The sequence below is a fragment of the Thalassospira sp. NFXS8 genome, assembly GCF_040148805.1.
Taxonomy (GTDB): domain Bacteria; phylum Pseudomonadota; class Alphaproteobacteria; order Rhodospirillales; family Thalassospiraceae; genus Thalassospira.
Genome location: NZ_JAGEMF010000004.1, coordinates 162,049 through 177,915, shown reverse-complemented (window position 1 = coordinate 177,915; position 15,867 = coordinate 162,049). Strand labels below are relative to the sequence as shown.

At 54.1% G+C, this 15,867-nt stretch carries 15 protein-coding genes; 13 read left to right on the top strand and 2 right to left on the bottom strand.

Annotated features, from left to right (window positions below; genetic code table 11):
* Positions 1–322 precede the first annotated feature (322 nt).
* The 12 genes from rpsF (at position 323) to J4E05_RS19680 (ending at position 11,765) form a co-directional block, all read left to right on the top strand.
* Entirely contained in the window at positions 323–691 is a 369-nt protein-coding gene (gene rpsF, locus J4E05_RS19735) for a 30S ribosomal protein S6 (protein ID WP_085588942.1), read from the top strand.
* Positions 692–714: 23 nt separating this feature from the next.
* On the top strand, positions 715–948 hold the full coding sequence (gene rpsR / locus J4E05_RS19730; protein ID WP_085583988.1) for a 30S ribosomal protein S18: 234 nt from the start codon (positions 715–717) through the stop codon (positions 946–948).
* A 50-nt stretch (positions 949–998) separates the two neighbouring features.
* Entirely contained in the window at positions 999–1,940 is a 942-nt protein-coding gene (locus J4E05_RS19725) for a DUF2232 domain-containing protein (protein WP_085588944.1), read from the top strand.
* On the top strand, positions 1,940–2,530 hold the full coding sequence (gene rplI / locus J4E05_RS19720) for a 50S ribosomal protein L9 (protein WP_085588946.1): 591 nt from the start codon (positions 1,940–1,942) through the stop codon (positions 2,528–2,530). Before J4E05_RS19725 ends, rplI begins: the two co-directional genes overlap by 1 nt.
* 210 nt (positions 2,531–2,740) lie before the next feature.
* On the top strand, positions 2,741–4,282 hold the full coding sequence (locus tag J4E05_RS19715; protein ID WP_085588948.1) for a replicative DNA helicase: 1,542 nt from the start codon (positions 2,741–2,743) through the stop codon (positions 4,280–4,282).
* A gap of 29 nt (positions 4,283–4,311) precedes the next feature.
* A complete protein-coding gene (alr, locus tag J4E05_RS19710) occupies positions 4,312–5,433 on the top strand; it encodes an alanine racemase (protein ID WP_085588950.1) in 1,122 nt (373 codons plus the stop codon).
* A gap of 60 nt (positions 5,434–5,493) precedes the next feature.
* Complete coding sequence (locus tag J4E05_RS19705) at positions 5,494–6,267, top strand: MlaE family ABC transporter permease (protein ID WP_085588952.1); 774 nt, start codon at positions 5,494–5,496, stop codon at positions 6,265–6,267.
* Between the two features lie 17 nt (positions 6,268–6,284).
* Positions 6,285–7,061 (top strand): ABC transporter ATP-binding protein, encoded by a 777-nt coding sequence (locus tag J4E05_RS19700; protein ID WP_085588953.1) that lies wholly within the window; start codon positions 6,285–6,287, stop codon positions 7,059–7,061.
* A 93-nt stretch (positions 7,062–7,154) separates the two neighbouring features.
* Positions 7,155–8,567: a DNA repair protein RadA gene (radA, locus tag J4E05_RS19695; protein WP_349599218.1), complete on the top strand. Its 1,413-nt coding sequence runs from the start codon at positions 7,155–7,157 to the stop codon at positions 8,565–8,567.
* Between the two features lie 112 nt (positions 8,568–8,679).
* Entirely contained in the window at positions 8,680–9,366 is a 687-nt protein-coding gene (locus J4E05_RS19690) for a CvpA family protein (RefSeq protein ID WP_085588957.1), read from the top strand.
* 228 nt (positions 9,367–9,594) lie between these two features.
* The gene (purF, locus tag J4E05_RS19685; protein WP_085588959.1) at positions 9,595–11,055 is read left to right on the top strand and encodes an amidophosphoribosyltransferase; all 1,461 of its coding nucleotides are present in this window, start codon (positions 9,595–9,597) and stop codon (positions 11,053–11,055) included.
* Positions 11,052–11,765 carry an SDR family NAD(P)-dependent oxidoreductase gene (locus tag J4E05_RS19680; RefSeq protein WP_349599214.1) on the top strand — a complete coding sequence of 238 codons (714 nt, stop codon included), beginning with the start codon at positions 11,052–11,054 and terminating at the stop codon, positions 11,763–11,765. Before purF ends, J4E05_RS19680 begins: the two co-directional genes overlap by 4 nt.
* Positions 11,766–11,820: 55 nt before the next feature.
* Here the strand turns inward: J4E05_RS19680 and J4E05_RS19675 are convergent, their stop codons facing one another.
* Complete coding sequence (locus J4E05_RS19675) at positions 11,821–12,735, bottom strand: LysR family transcriptional regulator (protein WP_349599211.1); 915 nt, start codon at positions 12,733–12,735, stop codon at positions 11,821–11,823.
* A 101-nt stretch (positions 12,736–12,836) separates the two neighbouring features.
* Here J4E05_RS19675 and J4E05_RS19670 point away from each other — a divergent pair, with 101 nt between their 5' ends.
* Positions 12,837–13,874, top strand: coding sequence for an aldo/keto reductase (locus tag J4E05_RS19670; protein ID WP_349599208.1), 1,038 nt, complete (start codon positions 12,837–12,839; stop codon positions 13,872–13,874).
* 289 nt (positions 13,875–14,163) lie between these two features.
* On the opposite strand, the gene der is transcribed toward J4E05_RS19670, so the two are convergent.
* Positions 14,164–15,765, bottom strand: a complete 1,602-nt coding sequence (der, locus tag J4E05_RS19665; RefSeq protein WP_349599205.1) for a ribosome biogenesis GTPase Der — start codon at positions 15,763–15,765, stop codon at positions 14,164–14,166.
* Positions 15,766–15,867 lie beyond the last annotated feature (102 nt).

Genomic DNA, 15,867 nt, shown 5'->3' with positions numbered 1-15,867 from the left:
GTTCGACGAATGGCATTAAGAACTACCCGCACACCCTTTGCAAATCAAGGGAATATCGGGCTTTGCATAGCGGCTCTTAGAAAAGTGCAACGCTTTTATGACAAAATTTCCCGCCTGGCGTACCGTTGAAGAATTGTGCAAACCAGCATTGCAAAAACGGGCAGGTCGAATCGTTTGAACAAGCCGGTATTTGCCGTTGCACCTGATGGCGAAAAGTGTATATTGCCCGGCTCACGGCTCCTTGCCGGGAATGCCCGGCTATGCCTGCTCGACATGAGGTCGTTCAGGAAGAGACAAGCCACAAGGGGTGATTAGGAGAATTATGAGCAAGTACGAAAGCGTGTATATTGCACGTCAGGACTTCTCGACTGCACAGGTCGAAGCCCTGAACGAAAAACTGAACGAAACCCTCGTAGGCCTCGGCGCAACTGTTGCCAAGACCGAATACTGGGGCCTGCGTTCCCTGACCTACCGGGTCAAGAAAAACCGCAAGGGTCATTATACCCTCTTCCAGATCGAAGCCGACAAGGACGCGATTGCGGAATATGAACGTCAGATGCGCTTCAATGAAGACGTGCTGCGTCAGATGACCGTAAAAGTTGACGAGTTCGAAGAAGAACAGTCAGCCATTCTGCGTAACCGCGAAGAACGTGGCAGCCGTGGCCCGCGCCGCAGCGGCCCGCGCCAGTAATCGATTAACGAGGAGGATATACCATGGCTGGACGTCGTCTGTTTTTCCGTCGCCGCAAAACCTGCCCGTTCTCGGGTGCGGATGCGCCGAAGATCGACTATAAAGATGTCAAACTGTTGCAGCGTTTCGTTTCCGAACGCGGCAAGATCGTTCCGAGCCGTATCACGGCCGTTTCGGCCAAGAAACAGCGTGAGCTTTCAAAAGCCATCAAACGCGCTCGTTTCCTGGCGCTGCTGCCCTACTCAGACCAGGTCTGAGGCAGTCGGCAAGAGACTTTGTTTTGCGGTCTCGGCCAACGGAGTAGCTGATGTCTTCGCGTGATACCCTATCGTCAATCGGTGCAGGACTGGGCAGTGCGCTCTTGTTTTTGCTGGTATTGACCGGAAATCCGCTAGCGCTGCTGCTTTCCTATTTCGGGCACCTGCCACTTTTCGTTATCGGATTGTGGCGCGGACCCAAAAGCCTGCTGGTTGCGGCAATTGCGGCATGTGCGGCCCTGCTTCTTTTGGGTGGCCCATTGCCGTTCACGGTCTTTCTGGTCGTGATCGCCGGACCAGCGACGATGTTGACCCGCGTGGCGCTGATAATGCGGGCTGACGACTCCGGGAAACCGGCGTTTATTCAGCCCGGTATCATTTTAGCCGCCATGGCCCTGGCCGTTGCCGTGATGATGATTGTCATCCTTGCAACTGTCGCGGCGGATGGTCTGGATATTCAGGGAGTGATCGCTCACTTCCTCTCGACGATGTATTCTGAAATGGGTGTTCCGCTAACGCCGGATGTTCAACAGATCATTGTGATGTTCCAGACATATTTCCCGGCGATTGCGGCATTGTCCTGGTACCTGATGGTACTGGTCAATGTCATGATTGCACAGGCAATTCTGGTGCGCGCAGGCAAAAACCTGCGCCCGACGCCATCACTGGCGTCGCTGGCTTTGCCCGGTTGGTCACTTTTTGCGTTTGCCCTGGCCGGGGCATCCATCGCGTTTAGCGATGGCAACCTGGCCTATATAGCGCGCAACGTCGCGGTTGTACTGGCAGTGCCGTTCCTGTTTCAGGGATTGGCGCTGGTACACGGGCAGGCAGCCCGATGGCCGCAAAAGCGTATGATATTGACGGTGTTTTATATCGTCACGGTTCTATCCAGCTGGTCGTTCATCGCGATCTGCGGACTTGGAATTGTTGAGCATTTAATCAGGCTGCGGGGGAACCAACCGATGACCCGTAGCAATGAGGAGGATCGGTGATGGAAGTTATTCTGCTCCAGCGGGTAGAAAAACTCGGCCAGATGGGTGACGTTGTCACCGTAAAGCCGGGCCACGCCCGCAACCGCCTGCTGCCCCAGGGTATGGCCCTGCGTGCAAACAAGGCAAATCTTGCTGTTTTCGAAGCACAGAAAGCACAGCTCGAAGCTGACAACCTGGAACGCCGTTCGGAAGCCCAGAAAGTCGCTGAAAGCCTTGGCGATCTGGCAGTGACCCTGGTTCGCCAGGCATCTGACGTCGGGCATCTGTATGGCTCGGTTACCGCACGCGACATCGCCGCTGCTGTTACCGACGCAGGTTGCACCATTTCGCGTGGTCAGGTTCGCCTGGAAGCCCCGATCAAGTCCCTGGGTCTGCATGACGTTGTCGTCGCGCTGCACCCGGAAGTCCTGATCACGGTTACCGCCAACGTCGCCCGTACCGAAGAAGATGCCGCCGAGCAGCTTCGTAAAGGTGCGGCTGTTCTTGGCACCATCGACGAGATGGAAGAAGAAGAAGCACTTGCCGAAGAAGCATCCGAAGAAGAACTGGAAGCTGAAGGCGAAGAAGAAGCAGCAGAAGCCAACGCCTGATCTGGTGTTGCCTGACGTTTTTTCAAAAAACGGCGTATCCTTCGCGGGTACGCCGTTTTTCTTTTTCCCCAAACACCTGTTTGAACGGAAAATATTCCGCCCTGTGAAAAAACACCATGTATCCTGACCATTGCGGTTACGGTATACCCGCTATGACCACGTTGGTTTTCCACTTTCAGCTCAACAGGATGACTGGTAGGCTCCGCCATCATGAATGATCCCCAGCTTGATGCCCTGTTTGCGCCCATGGATGCAGACGACGGTGCTAACCACCATCTTCCGCTCGAGCGTATGCCGCCTCACAACTTTGAGGCGGAGGCCGCGCTTTTGGGTGCGATCCTGAACAACAACGCTGCCTATGAGCGCGTTTCGGATATTTTACGCCCCGAACATTTTGCCGATGCCCGCCACGGCCGCATTTACGAAGCTTGCGGCAAACTGATCGAACGCGGCCAGTTGGCCAACCCGGTTACCCTGTCAGCCTTTTTTCGCCAGGATGAACATCTGGCCGAAATTGGTGGTGCGCAATATCTGGCCGAATTATCCAATAACATGGTTTCGGTCATTAATGCGGGTGACTATGGAAAGCTGGTTTACGACCTGTATTTGCGCCGCGAATTAATCGAAATTGGCGAATCTGTTGTCAACGAGGCCTATCAATACGAACTGGACGCCGACGCGGCCAACCAGATTGAAAATGCCGAACAACGCCTGTTTTCCCTGGCGACTGCCGGGGCAGCGGAATCGGGTTTTGTCGCCTTTGGCCCGGCACTGACGCGTGCGGTTGAAAACGTTGAACATGCCTATAAAAATGCGGGCAAGGTTGTTGGTGTTACCACCGGTCTTCGCGATATCGACCGCAAACTGGGCGGCCTGCACCCTTCCGACCTTTTGATTTTGGCCGGGCGCCCGTCAATGGGTAAAACAGCCCTGGCCATGAACGTGGCGTTTAACGCCGCCATTTCTTCGCACAAAACCCGTGCCAGCGGCGAAGACCAGTTTGACGAATTGCGCACCGGTGCCATTGCCGTTTTCTCGCTTGAAATGGCGGCCGAACAGCTTGCCGGGCGTCTTTTGTCGCAGGCTGCCGAGGTTTCGGGCGATAACATGCGCCGTGGTGATTTGAACGAGGACGATTTTGAACGTCTGGTTATTGCGTCGCGCGAATTAAATACGGTTCCGCTGTATATCGACGATACACCGGCCCTGCCGGTGTCAACCTTGCGCACCCGTTGCCGCCGGCTAAAACGCCAGCACGGCCTTGCCATGATTGTCGTCGATTACCTTCAGCTTCTGGCCCCGCCAACCAACTTTCGCGGCGACGGACGTGTGCAGGAAGTCTCGGAAATTACCCGCTCGCTCAAAGCAATTGCCAAGGAACTGGGCTGCCCGGTTCTGGCCCTGTCGCAGCTTTCACGTGCAGTTGAACAGCGCGACGACAAACGCCCGCAATTGTCGGATTTGCGTGAATCCGGCTCGATCGAGCAGGACGCCGACGTGGTGATGTTTATTTACCGTGAACAATATTATCTGGAACGGGCTGAACCTGCACAAAAGCCCGAAGAATCAACAGATAAATTCGGCGAGCGTTATTCCCAATGGCAGGAACGCCTAAACCAGGTTTACAACACCGCCGAAGTCATTGTGGCCAAGCAGCGACATGGCCCGGTTGGCAACGTCCGGCTGTTTTTTGACGGCAACTTTACCAAATTTGGCGATCTTGATCATGTCGCCGAAGAATTCGACGAATAACCCACTATGCATATAACGGGGTTTAGCCAATGAGCGTCCTACCCGCCCCTGGCCGTGCAGCCGATTGCGCACAGCTGGAAATTAACCTGAGAGCAATTGCTGAAAACTATCAGCGTCTGCAAAAAACCTATACCGGCCGTACCATGGGTGCCGTTGTAAAGGCAGACGCGTACGGGCTGGGTGCCAAGGCGATTGTACCGGTTTTGAAAAAACAGGGCTGCCGCCTGTTTTTTGTCGCCCATGCCAATGAAGCCGCCGATCTTTTTCCGCTTTTGCGGGGCGGCGGGCGCATTGCCGTTTTTAACGGACTGATGCCCGGCGATGAAGAATTTTTCATCGAAAACGACGTTATCCCGGTTCTTAATGACCTGGGCCAGATTGAACGCTGGTCCAATTTGTGCCGCGAATATGAACGCCCGGCGCCGGCTTTCATTCACCTTGACACCGGCATGAACCGCACCGGCCTGTCGCCGCGTGATATGCAGGAATTAATCGAACGGCATTCGCAATTGCTGTATGGCTTTGAAAAGGCTGGCTATATGACCCACCCGGTCGCCGCCGACGAAGCCGAAAACCCGATCACCCGCGAACAATATAATCTGTTCATGAAATGGTATCGGCGTTTACCGCCCGCACCGCGCGGATTTTGCAATTCATCGGCCATTTTCCGCCATAAGGACTACCACCTGGAATTTTGCCGCCCGGGTTATGCCCTATGGGGTGGCAACCCGACGCCGGAAAAAGCCAACCCGATGCGATCTGTGGTCACGTTAACAGCCAAGGTCTTGCAATTGCGTCAGATTGACACCGGAGAGTCGGTCGGATACGGTGCGTCCTGGCGGGCTGAACGGCCCTCCAGAATTGCAACCATTGCCGCAGGTTATGCCGATGGCTGGTTGCGCCACCTTTCCAACGCCGGGAAACTGAAAATCGGCGGCATTCAGACGCCAATGGTTGGTCGTGTTTCAATGGATGCCTTTGGCATTGATGTTACGGACCTGCCTGAAGGAAAGCTGAAAGCTGGCGACGATGTAACCCTGCTTGGCAAAGACTGCACAGTTGATGATATCGGTACGATGTCCGGTACTATTGGCTATGAAATCCTGACCTCGCTTGGTCATCGTTATCAGCGGGTTTACACCGAAGGCTGATCTGTTTGTGGCGATTTTGCCCAATACAGACATTGCCAAAACAAGGGAATAACGCCCCAGATGCCGATCTTAGCGCCGGTAGGCCGGATATTTCTTGCATTTCTGGCTGTTGTCGGCCGGGTTACGGTTTTTGCCGCCAAAACACTTTTGCATTGTGTGACGCCGCGTTTCTATTTCCGGCTGATCTTTAAGCAAATGTGCGAAATCGGCTATTTTTCGCTGCCGGTTGTCGCCATGACCACGCTGTTTGCCGGCATGGTTCTGGCCCTGCAAAGTTATTCGGGGTTTTCGCGGTTTTCAGCCGAAAGTGCGGTTGCCACGGTGGTTGTCATTTCCATGACCCGCGAACTGGGCCCGGTTCTGGCCGGGTTGATGGTGGCGGGACGTGTAGGTGCCGCCATTGCCGCCGAAATTGGTACCATGCGTGTAACCGAACAAATCGACGCACTAGTAACCCTTTCAACCAATCCGTTCAAATATCTGGTGGTTCCGCGGGTTATCGCGGGCCTGGTCACCTTGCCGATACTGGTTTTTGTTGGCGACATCATCGGGGTGATGGGCGGTTATATGGTCGGCGTGAACAAACTGTCGTTCAATTCCGGTTCCTATATCCAGAACACCTTTCAGTATCTTGAAACACTTGATGTGGTTTCAGGGCTGGTCAAGGCAGCAGCGTTTGGTTTCATCATCACATTGATGGGCTGCTATCAGGGTTATTACTCGCGCGGCGGTGCCCAGGGCGTTGGCCAGGCAACGACCAATGCCGTGGTTTCCAGTTCCATCCTGATCCTGATTGCCAATTACATCGTGACCGAACTGTTTTTTGTTCGCTAATTCAGGGCCGCAAACTTATGTCAAACAGCCCGAAAATCAGTCTGACCGACCTTCACAAAGGGTTTGGTGCCAAAAAAGTCCTGCAAGGTATTAATCTTGATGTGGCAGCCGGGGAATCGGTTGCCATCATTGGCGGATCGGGCACCGGTAAATCGGTAACCCTGAAATGTGTATTGGGGTTGCTTACCCCCGACAGCGGGTCGATCAAAATTGACGGCGTTGAAATGGTTGGCGCAGACCGGAAAGCCCAGGACGCCATGCTGGCAAAAACCGGTATGCTGTTTCAGGGGGCAGCCCTGTTTGACTCATTGCCGGTATGGGAAAATGTTGCCTTTGGCCTGATCGAAGGCCAGGGCATTGACCGCAAAAAAGCCTATGACATTGCCATCGCCCGCCTTGCCGATGTTGGTTTGGGGGCCGAAATGGCAGATTTGTCGCCTGCATCACTTTCTGGCGGCATGCAAAAGCGCGTTGGTCTTGCGCGTGCCATCGCCACCCGACCCGAAATTCTGTTTTTTGATGAACCCACCACCGGCATTGACCCGATCATGGGCGATGTGATTAACGACCTGATTGTCAAATGTACGCGTGAACTTGGTGCCTGTGCCCTGACCATCACCCATGATATGGCCAGTGCGCGCAAAATTGCCGACCGCATTGCTTTTCTCTATCAGGGAAAAATCATCTGGGATGGCCCGGTTGCCGATGTTGAACACAGCGACAACCCCTATCTGGCGCAATTCATATCGGGCAACACCGAAGGTCCGCTTGATCTGGATTTAAAGCATCTTTAATCCGGCCAACCCTTTGATTTATGATCAGGCTTATGGTCCTGATACCGGGCTCAAAACCAGCCCGCCCCCGGTCTTTTTCCAACGGAGCTTTTTGTGGCAAAAACCCAAAGCCGATTTATCTGCCAGAATTGCGGAGCCGAATACCGGAAATGGACCGGGCATTGTGATGCCTGTGATTCCTGGAACACCATCGAGGAAGAACGCATTGAAGCCGGCCCCAAAGCCACCGGCGGCATCACGACCGGCCCCCGCGGCAAACCGCTGGATTTTGTGGCCCTTGAAGGCCAAAGTGCGCGCCCGCCCCGCATTATAACCGGCATTGCCGAACTTGACCGTGCCTGTGGCGGCGGCCTGGTTCCCGGGTCCGCCCTGCTGGTTGGCGGCGACCCCGGCATTGGCAAATCCACTATTTTGTTACAGGCGGTTGGCGTTCTCGCCGCCCGGCATAAATGCGCCTATATCTCGGGCGAGGAAGCGGTTGATCAGGTACGGATGCGCGCGGCACGGCTGGGGCTGGAAAAATCAAAGGTCGATTTCGCCGCCGCCACCAGCCTGCGCGATATCATCGCCACCCTGGATCAAAGCAGCCACGAAGTTGTGGTCATCGATTCTATTCAGACGATGTATGCCGACACCCTTGATAGTGCGCCAGGAACGGTTTCCCAGGTGCGCGCCTGTGCGCTGGAGCTGATCCGCCTTGCCAAACGCAAGGGATTTGCCGTCATCCTTGTGGGGCACGTTACCAAAGAAGGCCAGATCGCCGGTCCCCGCGTGCTGGAACATATGGTCGATACCGTCCTTTATTTTGAAGGCGAACGTGGCCACCAGTTCCGCATTCTGCGTGCGGTAAAAAACCGCTTTGGCGCGACCGACGAAATTGGCGTGTTTGAAATGGGCGATGCCGGGCTGGTCGAAGTCCCCAATCCGTCTGCCCTGTTTCTGGCTGACCGTGATGCCCCGGTTAGCGGCACCGCCGTTTTCGCCGGGCTGGAGGGAACCCGCCCGATGCTGGTGGAAATTCAGGCTCTCGTCGCACAATCGGCCCTGGCAACCCCGCGCCGCGCCGTGGTCGGCTGGGATTCTGCCCGCATGAACATGATTTTAGCCGTGCTTGATGCCCGTTGTGGCCTGCCCCTTAGCCAATTTGACGTTTACCTGAACGTCGCAGGTGGCCTGCGTGTGGGCGAGCCGGCCGCCGACCTTGCGGTTGCCGCGGCCCTTATTTCCGCAGTTGCAGACAGTCCTGTACCTGCTGAAACCGTTATTGTTGGTGAAATTGGCCTGTCGGGCGAAGTTCGCCCGGTCGGCCAGACCGAGGCCCGCCTGAAAGAAGCGGCCAAACTTGGCTTCGTTAATGGTTATGTCCCCAAACAGGGTCAAACAGCCAAAAAGAAGCTGACCATCAAGGGTTTGAAACAGATCGAAATTAGCCATCTTCAGGATTTGGTAAATTTATTCGGTCAGGATGTGCGGGAAAAAGTACGTCCCCGCGAAGGCATGTATTAATTCCCGCTTCCGCATACACCCATATCAGGCTTGCCTTACACTGCAACAAGCCCTATTCCGATTCTTCGGCGCTGGTATATTCCGCGCAAAGCCATAACAGGACCGACACAGAATGGATTTTTCCTTCCTCTCCGAATTGGGGGCCAGAGACATTTTTGATCTGGTGGTGGTTGCCATTGTGCTGCTGTCCGGCCTATTCGCGTTTTTTCGCGGCTTTGTTCATGAAAGCCTGTCAATGCTGGGCTGGGTGGGTGCTGGTGTTACCGCCCTTTATGGCTATCCGGTTGCGCGCCCCTATGTCCGCGAATTGATCCCTTCGCAACTGATCGCCGATCTTGCAACGGGTATAGGCCTGTTTCTGATCGCGTTTCTGATTTTTTCGTTCATTAGCGGACGCATTGCCAAAGCGGTGCAAAATTCCGGCCTCGACAGCCTGGATAGCACGCTGGGCTTTGTTTTTGGTCTGGTCCGGGGCGGGCTGGTCGTTTGCATCGCCTATATCGCCCTGTCGTGGTTAATGCCGCCAAGCCAGCAACCGATGTGGGTGCAAACCGCCCGCACCCGCCCCGTTCTGCAAGAGGGTGCCTATTTGCTCAAGGCTGCCATGCCCGATGCGCTGTTTGACAACACCGCCGAAGAAATTGCCCGCACCCAGCGCGAAGCCGATGCGCGTGACCAAACCTATCGCAAATTGTTAGGCCCTACGCCAAAACGTAAGGAATCCACGCAGATAGAAGGTTATACCCAGGAAGAAATCGACGCGAAAAACCGTCTGATTGATGCTGTTACCCAGCAATGATGGAAGACCACACCCGGTCTGTGCTACATATAAAATTATTTTAAACGTCATCGTGATGCCGCAGAACCACAAAAGGTTCTGGACCAAAAGCTCAAAAGCGTTATAAAACGCCCACGCGCGAAGATATGGATTGCCCCTGGTGGCGATCCCCAACGAGTGAGGCGTCGGGATTTCGTTAACGCGTGCGGCATCCAACAGGCGCCACCGGCGAGAGAGCGGAACCCACTCATGCTGACCACCAATCCATTCGATGACGACAAGCTACGCGAAGAGTGTGGCGTTTTTGGCGTTTTTGGTTCGCCCGATGCGGCAGCCTTAACCGCCCTTGGCTTGCATGCTCTTCAGCATCGCGGGCAGGAAGCAGCGGGTATCGTTGCTTACGACGGGTCTGATTTCCCCGCCCACCGGGCTTCGGGCCAGGTTGGTGACATTTTCGGATCACAGGATGTCATCCAGAGCCTGCCGGGCCACCGGGCCGTCGGCCATGTGCGCTATTCCACTGCAGGGGGCAAAGGCCTTCGCAATGTTCAGCCGCTATTTGCCGATTTTGAATTTGGCGGCCTGGCCATTGCCCATAACGGCAACCTGACCAACGCCCTTGCCGTGCGTGACCGCCTGGTCCGTCGTGGCTCTATTTTTCAGTCCACCGCCGATACCGAGGTGTTTATTCACCTGATCGCTACCAGCCTGTATGAAAAGATCGTCGATCGCCTGGTTGATGCCCTGCGTCAGGTTGAAGGCGCATATAGCCTGGTCGTCATGACCCAGAAAAAACTGATCGGCGTGCGTGACCCGCTAGGCGTACGTCCACTGGTGCTGGGAAAACTCAACGACTCGTACATCTTTTCGTCTGAAACAGTTGGTCTTGATATTGTCGGGGCCGAGTTCATTCGTGATGTTGAACCGGGCGAAATTGTTGAAATCACCGATTCCGGTATTCGCTCGACTAAACCGTTCAAACCGGTCAAATCGCGCTTTTGTATTTTTGAACATGTCTATTTCGCCCGCCCCGACAGCATTGTCGAAGGTTCCAGCGTGTATGACGTACGTAAAAATATTGGCCGCGAACTGGCACGCGAAAGTTCGGTCGAGGCCGATGTGGTTGTGCCCATTCCCGACTCGGGCGTGCCACCGGCACTGGGCTATGCCGAAGAATCCGGTATTCCGTTTGAACTGGGCATTATCCGCAACCATTATGTGGGCCGGACCTTTATTGAGCCGACCGATCAGATCCGCCACCTTGGCGTAAAGCTGAAACATAACGCCAACCCCGGCAAGCTAAAGGGCAAACGCGTTATTCTGGTTGATGATTCAATTGTACGTGGCACCACATCGACCAAAATCGTCGAACTGGTTCGCCAGGCAGGTGCTGCCGAAGTGCATATGCGCATCACCAGCCCGCCCACGGCAAACCCGTGTTTTTACGGTGTTGATACCCCGTCAAAAGAAAAGCTGATGGCTGCCAATTACGACATTGAAACAATGGCGAAAATGATTGGCGTCGACAGTCTGGCGTTTGTCAGCATCGATGGTTTGTATCGTGCCACCGGCCTGCCCGGCCGCGATGCCGAAAGCCCGGCATTTTGTGATGCCTGCTTTACCGGCGACTATCCCATCCGTCTGGTTGACCACCAGGCTGAAAACAAGGATCGGAAATTATCGCAGTTGGTCGAAAGGCAGTCCGCATGAGTGTGCAAAAACGCCTTGAGGGCAAAGTTGCACTGATAACCGGGGCATCGCACGGCATTGGCCGTGCGATTGCCAAACGGTTTGCCGCCGAAGGGGCCGAAGTCATCGCCCTTGGTCGCAATGTTGGTGCCCTTGAAGAACTTGACGATGAAATCCGGGCCGAAGGCGGCAAGGCCGTTTTGTTGCCGCTGGATTTAACCATGTATGAAAAAATCGATGCCATGGGCGCGTCGATTTATGAACGGTTCGGCAAACTTGATATCATCGTTGGTAATGCCGCCGTTTTGGGTGAACTGGCCCCGGTCGGCCATATTGACACGCAAATGTTTGAAAATACCCTTGCGGTTAATGTTACGGCCAATTTCCGCCTGATCCGCAGTGTCGATAAATTACTGCGCCTGGCTGATGCCGGACGCGCCATTTTCGTCACATCGGGTGTATCGGCCAAGGGCCGCGCCTATTGGGGCCTTTATGCTGCCACCAAGGCCGCCCTTGAAGCACTGGTTCTGTCCTATGCCCAGGAAATGGATGACAGCACCGTAAAGGTCAACCTGGTTAACCCCGGCCCCATCCGCACCACCATGCGCGCTGCGGCTTTTCCCGGTGAAGACCCGGAAACACTGCGCACCCCCGAAAGCATCATGGATGTTTTCGTTGATCTGGCCGCAGAAGACTGTGCCAAACACGGTGAAATCGTCACCGCAAGCTGACAAAGCCGCACCTTAAAACATCAAGGCCGGACCCCGATTGTGAGGTCCGGCTTTTTTATTTCAGATGCAAGTTTTCGCCACAGAAATCCAGAAAGGCCCGCACACGCGCGGGTAAATGTCCCCCACCACCAATATATACGGCATTGATTTCCACGCCGCCCTTGCCATTTCCGGGGTAATAAGCGTCAAGAATTTCGATCAACCGGCCCGCTTTGACATCCTGTTCAATATGAAACTTGCCAAGGCGAACAATACCGCCCCCCGCAATTGCCAAATGACGGGCACTTTCGGCATCACCAACATCAATCGTCCCGCCTGGCAAAACCGTTACAATTTCACCATCTACCTTGAATGGCCATTCGGCTTTCGCCCGAACAAAATTGTATCCGATCAGCACATGATCCCGCAGGTCTGCCACCGTTTGTGGCGTTCCATATCGGGCCAGATAATCCGGCGAGGCCGCAATCGCCATTCGGCATACACCCAGCTTACGGGCAATAAGGCCCGAGGATTGTAGTGGACCGCTGCGAATGGCAATGTCAGCCCGCTCTTCGTACAAATCCACCATCTTCTCGCTAACCGTAACATCCAGGGTAATTTGCGGATAAGCCCGACGAAATACCGGCACCAGCGGCAACAATCGATGCAGTCCAACCGGCATATTAACGCTAATTCGCAAATGCCCACGCGGACATAAGGCAACGGCGGCCTCCTGTTCGGCATCATCAAGATCGGCAATGACGGATACAGCACGTTGATAAAACCGCTGCCCTTCCGGCGTAAGCTGCAATTTCCGGGTTGAACGGTTAAACAGCCGCACCCTTAACCTGTCTTCCAGCCGGCCAACCAGTTTACTGATCGCCGATGGCGTCATATTAAAATCCCGGGCGGCTGCGGAAAAACCATCCCTTTCCACCACCCGGATGAAAACTTCCATTTCACCGGACCGGTTGGTATCAAGTCGCGACATATGAATTCAACTCACAAATAATTTTCCTGTTTTCCCAATAGTTGAAAATTCAGTGGCTGTCCATATTCCCGTCAACCGCATTTTTATGACAGGAGATTTCAATGGAATACAGGCAACTGGGCCAATCCGGCCTGCGTATCCCCGCTCTCAGCTTTGGTACCGGCACCTTTGGCGGGCAAGGACCGCTTTTTTCCGCCTGGGGCTCCTCGGATGTTCGCGAAGCGACCCGTTTGATCGATATCTGCCTCGATGCCGGTTTGAACATGTTTGATAGTGCAGATGTTTATTCAAACGGGGCCGCCGAACAAATACTGGGCGAGGCGATCAAAGGACGCCGGGATAAAACAATTATATCAACCAAGCTGGCGCTGCCTATGGGCGACGGCCCCAATGACTATGGCACGTCACGCCATCGCCTGATTGGTGCGACCGAGGCCGCGTTAAAGCGGCTGAACACAGACTATATCGATCTTTTGCAACTTCATGCATTTGATGCCTACACGCCAGCAGATGAAGTCATGGAAACACTTGATACCCTTAGGCAGGCAGGGAAAATCCGCTATAGCGGCGTTTCAAACTTCGCCAGTTGGCAAATAATGAAATCACAGGCAGTTGCGCAGGCGCAGGGCTATGGCCGCCATGTCGCCCATCAGGTTTATTATTCGCTGGTAGGCCGGGATTACGAATGGGATTTAATGCCAATGGCACAGGATCAAGGGATTGGCGCCATCGTCTGGAGCCCGCTTGGCTGGGGGCGACTAACCGGTAAAATCCGGCGTAGCACGCCCGTTCCAGCCGACAGCCGTTTGCATGAAACCGCACAATATGGCCCGCCGGTTGACGAGAATGTCCTTTATGACATTGTCGACGTACTGGACCAAATCGCGGCAGAAACCGGAAAATCTGTGCCGCAAATTGCCCTTAACTGGTTATTGCAACGTCCAACCGTATCATCGGTCATCATCGGCGCACGCAATGAACAACAGTTGCGTGACAACCTTGGCGCGGTAGGATGGGCATTAAGCGCAAATCACATTGAACAACTTGATGCTGTCAGTAAATGCCAACCACCCTATCCGCATTATCCCTATCATATTCAGGAAGGTTTCGCGCGACTGAACCCGCCATTATTTCCATAAACAGAAACGGCAACGATAATCTCCTGCACCCTGCCACCAGCAAACATAACAGCTGATGTTTGCGCAGCCATTTTGATTGCTGCTTTCTTTAAATAGCATATGGCGCCTATATCTGCCGAACGGGTGTGGTTAAATGCCGTTTACAATCAAGGCGGTGGTGGGGGTTGCTTCAGTCCTCTGTATCGATGCGTGTCATGCGTCCACCCTCCGGATGACAACATATTTCAGGACAAGACACACAAATAAAAAAGGGCCGTTTCATGAACGACCCTTTTTTCACATGTAACGATTACCGCTTTTTCTTTTTGGCAAACGGGTTGTCGCTGCTCCGCAAATAAATTCGGATCGGAACGCCCGGCATGTCAAAATCATCGCGCAAACCGTTAATCAGGTAACGGGTATAGCTTTCCGGTAATTCTGCGGCCTTGGAACAGTTAATAAAGAAACTTGGCGGACGCGATTTCGCCTGGGTCATATAACGCAGACGAATACGACGGCCGCTGATCACCGGCGGCAAATGACGCTCGGTTGTTTCTTCAAGCCAGCGGTTCAGTTGGGATGTCGGAATACGGCGGCTCCAGATATCATAAATATCAAGAACAGTCGGCATGATCCGTTCGGAACCACGTCCCGTAAGGGCTGAAAGCGTTACGACAGGAATACCACGTGCCTGTGCAAACGAGCTTTCAAGCGTATCACTGAGATGCTTCATATAGGCCGATTTATCATCGACCAGATCCCATTTATTCACCCCGATGATCAACGCACGGCCTTCTTCAAGCACCATACGTGCAATCGTCAGGTCCTGTTTATCGATGGTGTTGGTCGCATCAATCATTAAAACCGCGACCTGGGCATAGCGAATAACGCGCAACGTGTCGCTGACCGACAGTTTCTCGACCCGATCATCGATTTTCTTTTTACGGCGCATCCCGGCGGTATCGACCAGCCTGATCTCGCGACCGTTAAAGTTCCAGTCAACCGCAATCGCATCGCGGGTCAGGCCTGCCTGCGGCCCGGTCATCACACGGTTTTCATTCAAAAGCTGGTTCATCAGGGTTGATTTACCAACATTGGGACGACCAATAATCGCCAACTGAATTTTGCCTTTGTCCCGGGGCAAATCATCGGCATCTTCGTCGTCGTCTTCTTCGTCAAATTCGCCGTTTTCTTCAACCGACTTCAGGGATCCCCCCAAACCGTTCGGAAAATCGTCGCTATCCAGGTCGATATCAATGTCGTCATCGCCGTCAAAATCAGGGCCGAAATCGGCGTCCGCATCGTTATCGTTTTCGATATCGTCGTTGCTATCGTCGTCGGCATCATCTTCGGTCGGGGTGCTGCGCACCAGATCAGCGCGGGCAGCCTTGCGGGCGTCGCGTTCTTTCTGGCGGTCATCTTCCCAATACGGCAAAAGAATATCGATCAGCAATTCCATGCCCTGGCCGTGTTCCGACGAAATCGGTGCCACATCGCCCAGACCAAGGCCATAGGCTTCGTACAAGCCCGGGTCCTGCGCCCTGCCTTCATGTTTGTTGGCAATAACGTGAACCGGCTTTTTGCGTTTACGCAACCAGTCGGCAAAATGGTTATCGAGCGGTGACAGACCGGCGCGCGCATCAATTAAAAACAGAGCAACATCGCAATCTTCAAATGCGATCTCGCTTTGCTGGCGCATCTTGCCTTCGATCGAGCCGTCAAAGGCCTCTTCAAGGCCGGCAGTGTCGATAACGGTAAAGGTCAAATGGCCAAGCCGTGCCTTGCCATATCGACGATCACGCGTAACGCCGGGCTGGTCATCGACAAGCGCTAGCTTCTTGCCCACCAGGCGATTAAACAGGGTCGATTTCCCGACATTCGGGCGACCGATAATGGCAACTTTCAAGGTCATCTGACTTCAGACTCTTTATAAAAACGGCGATGTGCGCCACGATACATATATCGGTGGCGCACTCGCAAAAAACAGGGAAAGGCAAAGCCTTTCAAAACTTAT